This window comes from Cupriavidus phytohabitans (assembly GCF_000426345.1).
GTDB lineage: Bacteria > Pseudomonadota > Gammaproteobacteria > Burkholderiales > Burkholderiaceae > Cupriavidus.
The window spans coordinates 1-12074 of sequence record NZ_AUFE01000015.1 but is presented as its reverse complement, the minus strand read 5'-3'; the positions used below and the strand labels follow the sequence as shown (position 1 = coordinate 12074).

Annotated in this window: 13 protein-coding genes; 8 read left to right on the top strand and 5 right to left on the bottom strand. The window is 69.3% G+C overall.

The window, feature by feature from the left end; all coding sequences use genetic code 11:
• A complete protein-coding gene (locus K309_RS42430; RefSeq protein ID WP_029046947.1) occupies nt 1–171 on the top strand; it encodes a hypothetical protein in 171 nt (56 codons plus the stop codon).
• A gap of 218 nt (nt 172–389) precedes the next feature.
• Here K309_RS42430 and K309_RS0113620 read toward each other — a convergent pair whose 3' ends face one another.
• The gene (locus K309_RS0113620) at nt 390–1322 is read right to left on the bottom strand and encodes a LysR family transcriptional regulator (RefSeq protein WP_029046946.1); all 933 of its coding nucleotides are present in this window, start codon (nt 1320–1322) and stop codon (nt 390–392) included.
• Nucleotides 1323–1538: 216 nt separating this feature from the next.
• Between K309_RS0113620 and K309_RS0113615 the strand changes: the two genes are divergently transcribed.
• The gene (locus K309_RS0113615) at nt 1539–2516 is read left to right on the top strand and encodes a 3-hydroxyacyl-CoA dehydrogenase family protein (RefSeq protein ID WP_051320432.1); all 978 of its coding nucleotides are present in this window, start codon (nt 1539–1541) and stop codon (nt 2514–2516) included.
• Nucleotides 2513–3400 carry a beta-keto acid cleavage family enzyme gene (locus K309_RS0113610; protein WP_029046944.1) on the top strand — a complete coding sequence of 296 codons (888 nt, stop codon included), beginning with the start codon at nt 2513–2515 and terminating at the stop codon, nt 3398–3400. The genes K309_RS0113615 and K309_RS0113610 overlap by 4 nt, the downstream gene beginning before the upstream one ends.
• 56 nt (nt 3401–3456) lie before the next feature.
• Here K309_RS0113610 and K309_RS0113605 read toward each other — a convergent pair whose 3' ends face one another.
• Nucleotides 3457–3732, bottom strand: a complete 276-nt coding sequence (locus K309_RS0113605) for a hypothetical protein (RefSeq protein WP_029046943.1) — start codon at nt 3730–3732, stop codon at nt 3457–3459.
• Nucleotides 3733–4075: 343 nt separating this feature from the next.
• On the opposite strand from K309_RS0113605, the gene K309_RS0113600 reads away from it, so the two are divergent.
• Nucleotides 4076–4402: an H-NS family nucleoid-associated regulatory protein gene (locus K309_RS0113600; protein WP_029046942.1), complete on the top strand. Its 327-nt coding sequence runs from the start codon at nt 4076–4078 to the stop codon at nt 4400–4402.
• A gap of 109 nt (nt 4403–4511) precedes the next feature.
• Here K309_RS0113600 and K309_RS0113595 read toward each other — a convergent pair whose 3' ends face one another.
• Nucleotides 4512–5042, bottom strand: coding sequence for a hypothetical protein (locus K309_RS0113595; protein WP_232232376.1), 531 nt, complete (start codon nt 5040–5042; stop codon nt 4512–4514).
• Between the two features lie 116 nt (nt 5043–5158).
• On the opposite strand from K309_RS0113595, the gene K309_RS0113590 reads away from it, so the two are divergent.
• The 4 genes from K309_RS0113590 to K309_RS0113575 all read left to right on the top strand — a co-directional run bounded on the left by K309_RS0113590 (nt 5159) and on the right by K309_RS0113575 (nt 10364).
• Entirely contained in the window at nt 5159–5860 is a 702-nt protein-coding gene (locus tag K309_RS0113590; protein WP_029046940.1) for a heavy metal response regulator transcription factor, read from the top strand.
• Entirely contained in the window at nt 5857–7305 is a 1449-nt protein-coding gene (locus K309_RS0113585) for a heavy metal sensor histidine kinase (RefSeq protein WP_029046939.1), read from the top strand. Before K309_RS0113590 ends, K309_RS0113585 begins: the two co-directional genes overlap by 4 nt.
• 120 nt (nt 7306–7425) lie before the next feature.
• Entirely contained in the window at nt 7426–7836 is a 411-nt protein-coding gene (locus K309_RS0113580; protein ID WP_029046938.1) for a VOC family protein, read from the top strand.
• A gap of 89 nt (nt 7837–7925) precedes the next feature.
• A complete protein-coding gene (locus K309_RS0113575) occupies nt 7926–10364 on the top strand; it encodes a heavy metal translocating P-type ATPase (RefSeq protein ID WP_029046937.1) in 2439 nt (812 codons plus the stop codon).
• Between the two features lie 74 nt (nt 10365–10438).
• Here the strand turns inward: K309_RS0113575 and K309_RS0113570 are convergent, their stop codons facing one another.
• The gene (locus K309_RS0113570; protein ID WP_029046936.1) at nt 10439–11344 is read right to left on the bottom strand and encodes a polysaccharide deacetylase family protein; all 906 of its coding nucleotides are present in this window, start codon (nt 11342–11344) and stop codon (nt 10439–10441) included.
• Nucleotides 11345–11357: 13 nt separating this feature from the next.
• On the bottom strand, nt 11358–12074 hold a 717-nt coding region (locus K309_RS0113565), incomplete at its 5' end, for a bifunctional UDP-4-keto-pentose/UDP-xylose synthase (RefSeq protein WP_029046935.1).

Here is a 12074-nt window from a genome sequence, read left to right as displayed (position 1 = left end):
ATGTCATTCGCGCTATACATCATTGGCTTGCTGGTCCTGGTCGGCGGCATCGCCTGGGCGATGTCAACGGCCGGCCTCGCGACCGTCTATATCGGCATTGCCTGCCTGATCGTGCTCGGCATCGGCATCATGATGGCCGTCTCGCGCACGCGTACCAAAGACCCTTCCTGAAGCTGGCAGGCCCGGCTGCGCGCCGGGCCTGTCCTGGCGCTGCTGCACGCCGCTCAGCGACGCAACAGGCTGGCGAGCCACGCCCGCTGTATCACCGGGGCGATCTGGTTGAACGCTGCTTGAAAATAACCACTTCCCTCGCGCGTCGTTTCCAGCGTCAGCTTGTCCTTGCGCGGCGCAAACAGGCGAACATCGGCGAGGTATCGCGCATTATCGCGTCAGTTCAGCGCCGTTCCGGCGCCGGCGGCGTCGGGATGCGCCAGCTGCGCGCGCACCGCCGCGGCAAGTTCGGCGGCAGCGGGGGACAGCGTGCGGTTGCGCGAAGTCACCAGCCCGATCGAGCGCTCGGTCACGGGCGCGGTCAGCAGCCGCTCGACGATGCCCGGCTGGCGCACGGTGCCGGCCGCGATCTCGGGCAGCGCCGCCACGCCGAAGCCGCACTCGACCATGGCGGCGATGGTGGCAAGGTGCTCGGCCTCGAACACCGGCTGGAAACGGATCTTGTTCTGCAGGAAGGCCCATTCGGCGTACTGGCGCACGCTGCTGGGGTGCGTCATCGATACATGGGGCGCGGCGGCGGTATCGGCCCAGCGCAACGGGCCGCTGCTGCGCGCCAGCGGGTGCGCCGACGGGATCAGCAGCACGAAGCGGTCTGACAGCAGCGGCTCGTAGTGCAGGTCGGCCTGCTGCGGATCGGCCGCGGTCAGCGCAAAGTCCACCTCGCCCGCGCGCACCAGGTCGAAGGCCGGGCCGGACAGCGTGTCGATCACCTTCAGCGCCACTTCCGGGCGCGCCCGGTGGTAGGCCATCAGCACGCGCGGCAGCATGCGGGCCGCCAGCGACGGCAGCGCCGCCACGGCCACCTGGCCACGCTCGGCGCTGGCAATCCCGGTGACGGCGTCGATGGCGCCGCGGAAGGCGGCCTGCAGCAGCGCGGCCTGCTGCATGAAGACCTGGCCCGCGGCGGTCAGGCGCACGCTGCGGGTGGTGCGGTCGAACAGCCGCACGCCGAGCGATTCCTCGATGCGCAGGATCTGCGTGGACAGGGCGGACTGCGACAGGTGCAACTGGCTGGCGGCCTGGCGGTAGTTGAGTGTGCGGCCGAGTACCAGTGTGGTTTCGATGTCCCGCATCGACAGGTTGAGTTTCATGGTCGGGCAGTGGCGGGCGCGGTGTGCGCCGCGGAAAACATGAGAGGCACGACAGGCCTGATCGTGCGATTGATCTGATTTGTGGATCATTTTATCCACAGAATCGACTTCATCAATCAAAGCGAGTTCTCTACACTGCCGGGAATCCGTTGTCCGGCGCGCCCTGGTGGCCGCCGGGGCAGCCCACCAATCCCGCAGGATTTCCCCGGAGAACCTATGCCGAACCTGACCGAATCGGTCACCACCAGCCCGCTGGGCCCCCCTCGCGCCGCCCATGCGGTGGTGGTGGGCGGCGGCACCATGGGCGCCGACGTCGCCGTGGTGCTGACCCGCGCCCTGTGCCGCACCACCGTGATCGAGCCCGACGCCACGCGCGGTGCCGCGCTGCCCGGGCGGGTGCGCGACAACCTGGCCGCCATCGGCCGCGCCGAGGGCGACGCCTGCCTGTCCGTGGCAGCCTCGCTTGATGAAGTCGACTGGGCCACGGTCGACCTGGTGATCGAGTGCATCCCCGAGCGGCTCGAACTCAAGCAGCAGCTGTTCGCCGACCTGGTCCGGCGCGCGCGGCCCGACACGGTGCTCGCCAGCAACAGCTCGAGCTTCCCGATCAGCGCGATCGGAGCCGGGCTGGAGACGCGCGCGCGCATGCTGGGCCTGCATTTCTTCATGCCGGCGCACCTGGTGCCGCTGGTCGAAGTGGTGATGGGCGAGGACAGCGACGAGCGCGGCGCCGACGCCCTGATCGCGTTCATGCGCCGCTGCGCGATGGTGCCGGTGAAGGTGCGCAAGGACTTGCCGGGCTTCCTCGCCAACCGGCTGCAGCACGCGCTGTCGCGCGAGGCCTTCAGCCTGATCGACCGCGGCATTGCCTCGCCCGAGGACGTGGATGCGGCGGTGCGCTTCGGCTTCGGCTTCCGTTTCCTGGCGGCGGGCCCGGTGCTGCAGCGCGACCATGCCGGCATCGACGTGCATGCCGCCGCCGGCGCCACCATGTACCCGAGCTTCTGCAATGACGACCATCCCGCCCGTTGCCTGGCCGAGCGCGCCGCCGACGGCCGCCACGGCATGAAGCGCGGCGAGGGCTTCTATGTCTGGAGCCCCGAAGCCATTGACGCCGAGCGCGCGCGCTACGACCGCCTGCTGCGTGCCGGCCTCGACCTGATCGCCCCTGAATTGCCCGGGATCCAGCCATGACCCAAGCCAATCCGTCCGCCTCGGCACAATCCGCGGCCCCCCGCGCAGCGCTGGCCGATTCGCCGCTGATCGTCACGGTGGCGCCCAACGGCGCGTACAAGCAGTCTGCCGACCATCCCGCGGTGCCGCTGACCGCCGCGGCGCTGGCCCAGGAAGCGCGTGCCTGCGTCGATGCCGGCGCCGCCATGATGCATATGCACGTGCGCGACGCGCAGGGCCGCCATTCGCTCGACGTGCAGGCTTACCGCGACGCGCTGGCCGCGGTAAGGCAGGCGGTCGGCGACTCGTTGCTGGTGCAGGTGACCAGCGAAGCCGCCGGCGTGTACAAGGCCCCCGCGCAGATGGCGATGGTGCGCGAGCTGCGGCCAGAAGCCGTGTCTGTGGGGCTGCGCGAAGTGGCGGTGCCGGAGATCCCGGAAGACGAGCTGGCCGCGTTCTTCGCCTGGCTGGCGCGCGAACGCGTGATGACGCAGGTGATCCTGTACGACGCGGCCGACGTGCGCCGCTGGCATGGGCTGCGCGCGCGCGGGCTGGTGCCGGCTGGCGCGTGGTCGCTGCTTTATGTGCTGGGACGCTATTCGGCGGGGCAGGTCTCGTCGCCACACGACCTGCTGCCGTTCCTGCAGGTGGCCGCGGAAAGCGACGATACGCTGCCGTGGGCGATCTGCGCCTTTGGCCGCGAAGAGAATGCCTGCGTGACCGCGGCCGCCGCGTTCGGCGGCCATGTGCGGGTAGGGTTCGAGAACAACCTGCTGCTGCGCGACGGCAGCCGCGCGCCCGGCAACGCCGCGCTGGTGGCGCAGGCCGTGCAAGGCGGGCTCACGCTGGGCCGGCCCATCGCCGGCGCCGCGGATGCGCGCCGGATCTACGGCGCGGTGCGCTGATGCGGTCCCGCGTGCGCGGCATGGCGGCTGCGTGGCGGGCGCATGGGCTGGGGAGGTCAGGCGCCGTCGCTAAAGCTGTCGCGCGGGCCGTTCGGGTTGTGCGCGCCGTCGGTGAACGTGCTGCGCGTGCCGGTGGCGGTGTGTGCGCCATCGGTAAAGCTGCTGCGGGTGCCGGTGGCCGTATGTGCGCCGTCGGTGAACGGGCTGCGCGTACCAGTGACGCTGCGCGCGCCATCGCTGAACGGATCGACGCTGCGCGGTGCGGCTTGCGCGGTGCCGGCCACGGCCGCAGTCAGCGCGGTGGCGACAAGGATTTGCCTGAGTGCTTGCATGGATGCTTCTCCGTAAGAGTGCAGCCCGGGACGGGCGGCGGTAGAGAGAAGTCTAGGCACTCGCCCTCCACGCCAGCATGACGCCCGCATGACATTGCCGTCATGCAGCATTGGCCAACGCGGCCAGCGCGGCCAGTGCATGGCAACGCAGGGAAAGCCCAGGGCAAGCGCAGGGCAAGCGCAGGGCAAGCACATGGCAAATGCAAGGAAATGCGCTGCGCGGTCACGCGCAAACGCCGGCAGCGCAGGCAAAGGCTGTAGAATCATGGCTATCCGACCGGCCTGCGGTTCCATCGCCGGTCTTCATTGCCCGCGGGAATGCAGCGGGCCTCTCACGATAGTCATGTCCGAGTCTGATTCAGCCAAACTCGCTGCGGTGGCCTGGATCCACGAGCAAATGGATCGTCATGCGCTGACGCTTGACGACCTGGTCGCCGCGGGATGCTTTGACAAGGTCCCGGCGCCCGCTGTGGAATCTTCACGCAAGGCAGCCGCGCCCGAGGCTGGCGCCGATGTTGTCAGCGCCAAAGCCGCCAAAGCCAACGGCGCACCGCGTCCGCTCTACCGCAATGCCCTGGGGCAAAGCTGGGACGGCGAGGGCGAATACCCCGACTGGCTGCAGCGCGCAGTCAATGCGGGGCAATCGATCGAGTTCTTCCGCGTCGGATAAGCCGCATGCGCAGCGCCAGTGGCTGTGTGGCGGTCGACGGGTAGCAGCCGGAAACCGTCTGAAAACAGTCTGAAACAGTCGGAAAAGCCGCCAGGCGCGGCGTGGCGCTTCAGCAGCGCGTGGCGAAAGGCAGCAGGCCGTTGAATACCGCCGGTGTCGCCATCGGCGCCACATGCGCCCAGTGGGCCATCACCTCGGGCGGCAGTTCCGGCAGTTCGCCCGCGGCGGCGGCGGGCTGCGCCGGCAGCGTAGCGGTGTCGTCGTCCGACGGCTGCGGCGATCCATCGTCCTGCAGTTGCAGCGGCACGCCTTGTCCGCCGGGTTCCGCCATGACCTGCACGGCGGCGCCGCGGCAGCTGCCTTCGCTACCGCCGCCCAGTGCGGCTTCGGCTACCATCTTGGCCGCGGCATGCCGTTCCGGCAGCGATAGTCCCGCGGCCTGCACCGCGCTGCACACGGTCGTCACGGCCGCGTCGGCGGCGGACACGGGCAGCGCGATCAGGGCAAGCGACAGCAGCAGGGAATTCGACAGGCGCGGCAGGCGTTTCATCAGGCGGGCGAAGGCTAAGCGGACAGGAAAGCGCGCGGCGCGCGGGGAACCATCGGCGAAGCCGGCGGTCAGCGCGCATTTTACTGGCATTTACCCGCAAAAAGCCGTCTTTGCGATGACATTTCTGAAATCTTTGCCCATTTCCGGCTGTCCTCGGCTAGCGTTACGCATTGGCGGCACTGGCGCCGCCGGAAAGTGACTGACACATGCGTATCCTGATTGTCGAGGACGAACCCAAGGCGGGCGACTACCTGCTCAAGGGCCTCACCGAATCCGGCTTCGTGGTGGACCTGGCGCGCGACGGCGTCGACGGCCTGGCCCACGCGCGCGAGCACCCCTACGACCTGATCGTGCTGGACGTGATGCTGCCGAACCTGGACGGCTGGCAGGTGCTGCGCGAACTGCGCCGCGAGCGCGACACGCCGGTGCTGTTCCTGACCGCGCGCGACGAGCTGTCCGACCGCCTCAAGGGCCTGGAGCTGGGCGCCGACGACTACATGGTCAAGCCGTTCGCGTTCGCGGAGCTGGTGCTGCGCATCCGCACCATCCTGCGCCGCGGACCGATGCGCGAAAGCGAATTCATCGAAGTGGCCGACCTGCAGATCGACGCCATCCGGCGTCGCGTGGTGCGCGCCGGCCAGAAGATCGACCTGACCTCCAAGGAGTTTGCGCTGCTGTACCTGCTGGCGCGCCGCCGCGGCGAGGTCCTGTCGCGCTCGCTGATCGCGTCCCAGGTGTGGGACGTCAACTTCGACAGCAACACCAATGTGGTCGACGTGTCGATCCGGCGCCTGCGCGCCAAGGTCGACGACCCGTTCCCGCGCAAGCTGATCCATACCCGGCGCGGCATGGGCTACGTCCTGGACGATGGCGAAGACAGCGATGGCTGCGGCCCCGCCGCGGCATGATGCGGCTGCCGTCGTCCCTTACCACGCGGCTGGCGCTGGCGTACGGGCTGGCCACGGCCGCGATCCTGGTCAGCGTGGCCGCCTACCTGTCCAGCGCGCTGTCAGCGCAGCTGGAGGGCCGCGATGAGAGCGAGCTGGTCGGCGAAGTGCTGCTGGTGCGCCACCTGCTGCGCGAAGTGCGCAGCGAGGCGGAAATCCGCGCCGATACGCACCGGTTCGCCGATATCGCCATGGGTCATGAAGGGCTGATCCTGGTGGTGCGCACGCGCCAGGGCGAGCCGCTGGTCACCCTCAATCCGCGCAACGAGACCGTGCCGCCGCTGCGCGTGCTGCCGGCCGGCACACAGCCTGAAAAGGACATGCTGCAGACCTGGCGTCCGCGCAACGGCGTGCCCTCGCGCGGCATTGCGGCGCTCGGCCAGCTCGGCGATTCCGACAAGGCGGTCGAGATCGTGGTGCTGCGCGATGCCGGCTACCGCGTGGCGCTGATCCGCGAATACCGCTACCGCCTGCTGTGGGCGACGCTGTGCGGCGCGGCCGTGGCGGCCGGGCTCGGTTTCGTGCTGGCGCGGCGCGGGCTGCGCCCGCTGCGGCGCATGGCAACCGATGCTGCCGCGGTGACTACCAGCCGGCTCGCCACGCGGCTCGATGTGGGCAGTGCGCCCGCCGAGCTGCGCGAGCTGGCGGCCGCGCTCAACGACATGCTGGCGCGGCTGCAGGACAGCTTCTCGCGGCTGTCCGAGTTCTCGGCCGACCTGGCGCACGATTTCCGCACGCCGATCAGCAACCTGATCGGCCAGACCCAGGTGACGCTGGCGCAGAGCCGCGGCGCGGCGGAATACGAGGCGCTGCTCGAATCGAACCTGGAAGAGTACGAGCGGCTGGCGCGCATGATCGAGAACATGCTGTTCCTCGCGCGCGCCGACCATGCGCAGGTGGCGCTGGGCGTGCGCACGCTGGACGCGCGTGAAGAGCTCGACAAGATGGCCGAGTATTTCGAGGCGGTCGCGGCCGACCGCGATGTCACGCTGGCGGTTGGCGGACACGCGCTGGTGCAGGCCGACCAGACGCTGCTGCGGCGTGCGGTCACCAACCTGCTCGACAACGCGCTGCGCCACGCGCCCGCGGGCACCACGGTGCGGCTGGATGCCACGCGCGTGCCTGCGCCGGGCGGCGCCACTACCAGCATCCGCGTCAGCAATGCGGGACCGGCGATCCCGCCGGAAACGCTGCCGCATATCTTCGGACGCTTCTACCGCGCGGATCCGTCGCGCCGCAATTCCGCCACGTCGACCGGCCTCGGCCTGGCGATTGTCGACACCATCATGCGGCTGCATGGCGGCAGCGTGACCGTGCGCAGCCTGGATGGGGAAACGGTGTTCTCGCTGCAATTCCCCGCCGAGGGCGCGGCCGCGACGGCGCAGGCGCCTGCCCCGGTGGCGTGAAACGCCCGCTGCACTTGCATGTGCCCGGCGCGCGCGCATAATGGCGCGCGTGCCGGCAACGGCAACTCCGGCCGGCGCATCCCTACGCAACCAGGATCACAACCCACAAGGAGAGTGACAATGCAGGTGCAACCCTATCTGGATTTTGGCGGCCGCTTCGACGAAGCCGTGGCGTTCTACGGCAAGGTGCTGGGGGCGCAGGTGACATTTGCGATGCGCTACAAGGAGGCGCCGCCGGACCAGGGCATGCAGATCCCGGAAGACTGGAAGGACAAGGTGATGCACGCCAATATCCAGTTCGGCGAGACCCAGCTGATGGCGTCCGATGGCCGCCCGGGCGAGCGCCCGGCCTTCAGCGGCTTCAGCCTGTCGGTCGGCGCGGTCAGCAAGGAAGAGGGCGAGCGCATCTTCAACGGGCTCGCCGACGGCGGGCAGGTGGTGGTGCCGTACCAGAAGACGTTCTGGGCCGAAGGCTTCGGCATGCTGGTTGACCGCTTCGGCATGTCGTGGATGGTCAATTGCGAGCACTGAGGGGCCTCTTGCGGCCTCTGGCCCGCTTGACTCTGTAGCCGCTACAGGGTCTTCAATGTCATCAGGTCAAACCACGCGAACAACAAGAGATGGCTCGCACGTCACCTGAAGACGCACTGCCCCGGGATCATGCAGGCCCGGGGCACGATCACTCCAAACACTGCCATGAGCATGGCCACGATCACGCCCATGATCACGGGCGCGATCACTCCCATGATCACGATCATGGCGACAATCACGCCCACGCCCACGCCCACGCCCACGATCACGGACCTTCGCAGGCCGCCCCGGCCGCCGCGGCGCCCGCCTGCTGCGGAGGTGGCTGCTCGTCGACGATTGTCCTGACGCCGGCCGTGGCAGCCGCGCCTGTCGAGGTGCCGGCCGGCGCCCGCATGGCCGCCTATCGCATCGACGCGATGGACTGCCCCACCGAGGAAACGCTGATCCGCAACAAGCTGGGCAGTATGGCCGGCGTGGCGGCGCTGGAGTTCAACCTGATCCAGCGGGTGCTGACGGTCCACCATACGCTGCCGTCGCCGGAGCCGGTGGTCGCTGCTATCCGCAGCCTCGGCATGCAGGCGGTGCCGCTGGATGCCGAAGCCGCGCAGCAGGTGCTGCCCGAATCATCCACCGCGCACAAGCCCTGGTGGCCGCTGGCGCTGGCCGGCGTGGCCGCGGTCGGCGCGGAAGCGGCCGAATGGCTGGCGCTCGGCCTGCCGTGGCTGCCGGCCGCGCTGGCGCTGGCGGCGGTGGCGCTGGGCGGCCTGACCACTTACCGCAAGGGCTGGATCGCGCTGCGCAACGGCAATCTCAATATCAATGCATTGATGAGCATCGCGGTTACCGGCGCGCTGCTGCTGCGCCAGTGGCCTGAAGCGGCGATGGTGATGGTGCTGTTCGCGCTGGCCGAGCGCATTGAGGCCGCCTCGCTGGACCGCGCGCGCAATGCGATCCGCGGGCTGATGGCGATGGCGCCGGAGCAGGCGACGGTGCGCCGCGACGACGGCAGCTGGGAAGCCGTGTCTGCGGCCAGCGTCGCCGTCGGCGCGCTGGTGCGGCTGCGCCCCGGCGAGCGCGTGGCGCTGGACGGCACGGTCGTGCGCGGCCAGTCGGCGCTAAACCAGGCGCCCATCACCGGCGAAAGCGTGCCGGTCGACAAGGCCGAGGGCGATCCGCTCTTCGCCGGCTCGATCAACCAGTCGGGCGAGCTGGAATACACCGTGACCGCGCCGGCCAGCGACTCCACGCTGGCGCGCATCATCCACGCGGTGGAAGCCGCGCAGGGCAGCCGCGCGCCGACGCAGCGCTTCGTCGACCAGTTCTCGCGCATCTATACCCCGACCGTGTTCGCGATTGCCGTGGCGGTGGCGGTGGTGCCGCCGCTGCTGGCCGGCGGCGGCTGGGCCGACTGGATCTACAAGGCGCTGGTGCTGCTGGTGATCGCGTGCCCGTGCGCGCTGGTGATCTCCACGCCGGTGACCATCGTCAGCGGCCTGGCCGCGGCCGCGCGCCGGGGCATCCTGGTCAAGGGCGGGGTCTACCTGGAGCAGGGCCGGCACCTGGCCTGGGTGGCGCTGGACAAGACCGGCACGATCACGCACGGCAAGCCGGTGCAGACCGGCCATGCGCTGCTGGCCGACGCGCCGCCGCAGGCGCGCGCCATTGCCGCCAGCCTGGCGGCGCGCTCGGACCACCCCGTGTCGCGCGCGGTGGCCGCCGCGGCGGCGGGCGAGGGCATCGCCACGCTGCCGGTGGACGATTTCGAGGCGCTCGCCGGACGCGGCACGCGCGGCAAGGTGCAGGGCGTTGAATACCAACTGGGCAACCACCGGCTTGTGCATGACCTGGGCGCATGCTCGCCGGCGCTGGAGGCGCGCCTGGAAGCGATCGAGCGCGAAGGCAAGACCGTGGTGCTGCTGGCGCGCGTCGAAGACAACGGCGCCGCCACCGCGCTGGCGCTCTTTGCGGTGGCCGACACGGTGCGCCAGACCAGCCGGCAGGCGCTTGCCGAATTGCATGCGCTGGGCGTGAAGACGCTGATGCTGTCGGGCGACAATCCGCATACCGCGCAGGCCATCGCGGCCGAGGTCGGCATCGACGAGGCGCGCGGCAACCAGTTGCCGCAGGACAAGGCCGACGGCATCGCCGCACTCACCGACGCCGCGCACGCGCGCGGCGGCCGCATCGGCATGGTTGGTGATGGCATCAACGACGCACCGGCGCTGGCGCGCGCCGATATCGGCTTCGCCATGGGCGCGGCCGGCACCGACACCGCCATCGAGACAGCCGACGTGGCGCTGATGGACGACGACCTGCGCAAGATCCCGGAGTTCGTCCGCCTGTCGCGCCGCACCTCGCGCATCCTGGCGCAGAACATCACGCTGGCGCTGGGCATCAAGGCGGTATTCCTGGCGCTGACGGTGATGGGGATGGGAACGATGTGGATGGCGGTGTTCGCCGATATGGGGGCGAGCCTGCTGGTGGTGTTCAATGGGCTGCGGGTGGGGGCAGCCAGCCGCCGGGACTAGATGTCGCCACGGGTTTGCACCCCTCTCCCGCTTGCGGGAGAGGGGTGCCTGGTTCAAACGGTGTTGGCTGGGGCTCAGCGTGATACCACTCCGGGCTGCACGATCAATTCCCCACTCCGCCCCGGAATCTCCCCCCAGGTCACCGGCAGCTCCGGCAACCCGCTTCGATCCAGCCCGCGATACCACGCCGCCATCGACACCAGTTCGTGCCCCTGCGCTCGCCACCCCGCCAGCAGCCGCTCGAACACCGGCGCCAGCTTGCCGCCTTCCAGCTCGGTATGCAGCGTAAAGACATGGTCGCCCGGGCCTGCGGTCAGCTGCAGCAGCGCAGTATGGACGTTGTCTTCGGTCAGCCCGTCGGTGCCGATCAGTTCGTCCAGCGTCGGCAGCGTGGTCGGCATCTGCACGTGCCGGCATGGCACGCCGTCGATGGTGGGGATATAAGGCGCCGTGCCGCGCCCGTCCGATGCATAGGCCATGCCCCAGTCGTCGATCTGGCGGAACGCATCTTCGTTCATCTGCCAGCCTGCCGCACCATGCGTCGGCGGCGCTTCGCCGAAGATCTCGGTGTAGCGCGCAAACGCCTGCTGCATCTGGCGGCGGGTCCAGGCGGCATCGCGCTCGCGCACGTTGTCCTGCCAGTAGACGTGGTCCCAGGTGTGGATGCCGCACTCGTGGCCTGCGGCGCGGGCCGCGCGCATTTCCGCCGCGGCCTTGCGCCCGATGTCCGGCCCCGGCAGCAGTACGCCGTACATCAGCGTGCGCAAGCCGTAGTTGGATACCACCGAGGTGCGCGACACCTTCTTCAGGAAGCCGGGCCGGAATACGCGCCGCAGCGCCCAGCCGGTATGGTCTGGCCCGAGGCTGAACAGGAACGTGGCCTGCGCCTGTGCGGCGTCCAGCATCGACAGTAGCTTCGGCACGCCTTCGCGCGTGCCGCGCAGCGTGTCGACGTCGACCTTCAGGGCAATGCGTGCCATCTGCGGTGCGCGCTCAGTTGGCCGAGTCGACCAGCGTGCGGGCTTCGACCACCTTGCCGCGATAGGCCTCGAAGATGCGGCGCAGCGACTGCTCCATCGTGACCTCGGGCTTCCAGCCCAGCTCTTCGATGGTGTTGTCGATCTTCGGCACGCGGTGCTGCACGTCCTGGTAGCCCTTGCCGTAGAAGTCGCCCGACGAGGTCTCGACGATCCGGGTCTTGCGCGCTTCGTCGGCGTACTCGGGATAGTCCCCCGCCATCTTCAGCATCATCTCGGCCAGTTCGCGCACCGAATGGATATTGGCCGGGTTGCCGATATTGAAGATCTTGCCGCTGGCGATGCCGCCGGGGTTCTCGATGACGCGCATCAGCGCGCTGATGCCGTCCGAGATATCGGCGAAGGCGCGCTTCTGCGCGCCGCCATCGACCAGCTTGATCGGCTCGCCGCGCACGATATGGCCGAGGAACTGCGTCACCACGCGTGACGAACCTTCCTTCGATTCGAAGATCGAGTCCAGGCCCGCGCCGATCCAGTTGAAGGGGCGGAACAGCGTGTAGTTCAGCCCTTGCTCCATGCCGTAGGCGTGGATGACGCGGTCCATCAGCTGCTTGGAGCAGGCATAGATCCAGCGCGGCTTGTTGATCGGGCCATAGACCAGCGGCGAGGCTTCCGGGTCGAACTCGTCATCGCTGCACATGCCGTAGACCTCGGAGGTCGACGGGAACACCAG

Excerpts from the sequence above, each read along its gene's own strand:
- K309_RS42430 (WP_029046947.1), top strand. The coding sequence starts at position 1 with ATGTCATTCGCGCTATACATCATTGGCTTGCTGGTCCTGGTCGGCGGC.
- K309_RS0113620 (WP_029046946.1), bottom strand. The coding sequence starts at position 1,322 with ATGAAACTCAACCTGTCGATGCGGGACATCGAAACCACACTGGTACTC.
- K309_RS0113615 (WP_051320432.1), top strand. The coding sequence starts at position 1,539 with ATGCCGAACCTGACCGAATCGGTCACCACCAGCCCGCTGGGCCCCCCT.
- K309_RS0113610 (WP_029046944.1), top strand. The coding sequence starts at position 2,513 with ATGACCCAAGCCAATCCGTCCGCCTCGGCACAATCCGCGGCCCCCCGC.
- K309_RS0113605 (WP_029046943.1), bottom strand. The coding sequence starts at position 3,732 with ATGCAAGCACTCAGGCAAATCCTTGTCGCCACCGCGCTGACTGCGGCC.
- K309_RS0113600 (WP_029046942.1), top strand. The coding sequence starts at position 4,076 with ATGTCCGAGTCTGATTCAGCCAAACTCGCTGCGGTGGCCTGGATCCAC.
- K309_RS0113595 (WP_232232376.1), bottom strand. The coding sequence starts at position 5,042 with ATGCCAGTAAAATGCGCGCTGACCGCCGGCTTCGCCGATGGTTCCCCG.
- K309_RS0113590 (WP_029046940.1), top strand. The coding sequence starts at position 5,159 with ATGCGTATCCTGATTGTCGAGGACGAACCCAAGGCGGGCGACTACCTG.
- K309_RS0113585 (WP_029046939.1), top strand. The coding sequence starts at position 5,857 with ATGATGCGGCTGCCGTCGTCCCTTACCACGCGGCTGGCGCTGGCGTAC.
- K309_RS0113580 (WP_029046938.1), top strand. The coding sequence starts at position 7,426 with ATGCAGGTGCAACCCTATCTGGATTTTGGCGGCCGCTTCGACGAAGCC.
- K309_RS0113575 (WP_029046937.1), top strand. The coding sequence starts at position 7,926 with ATGGCTCGCACGTCACCTGAAGACGCACTGCCCCGGGATCATGCAGGC.
- K309_RS0113570 (WP_029046936.1), bottom strand. The coding sequence starts at position 11,344 with ATGGCACGCATTGCCCTGAAGGTCGACGTCGACACGCTGCGCGGCACG.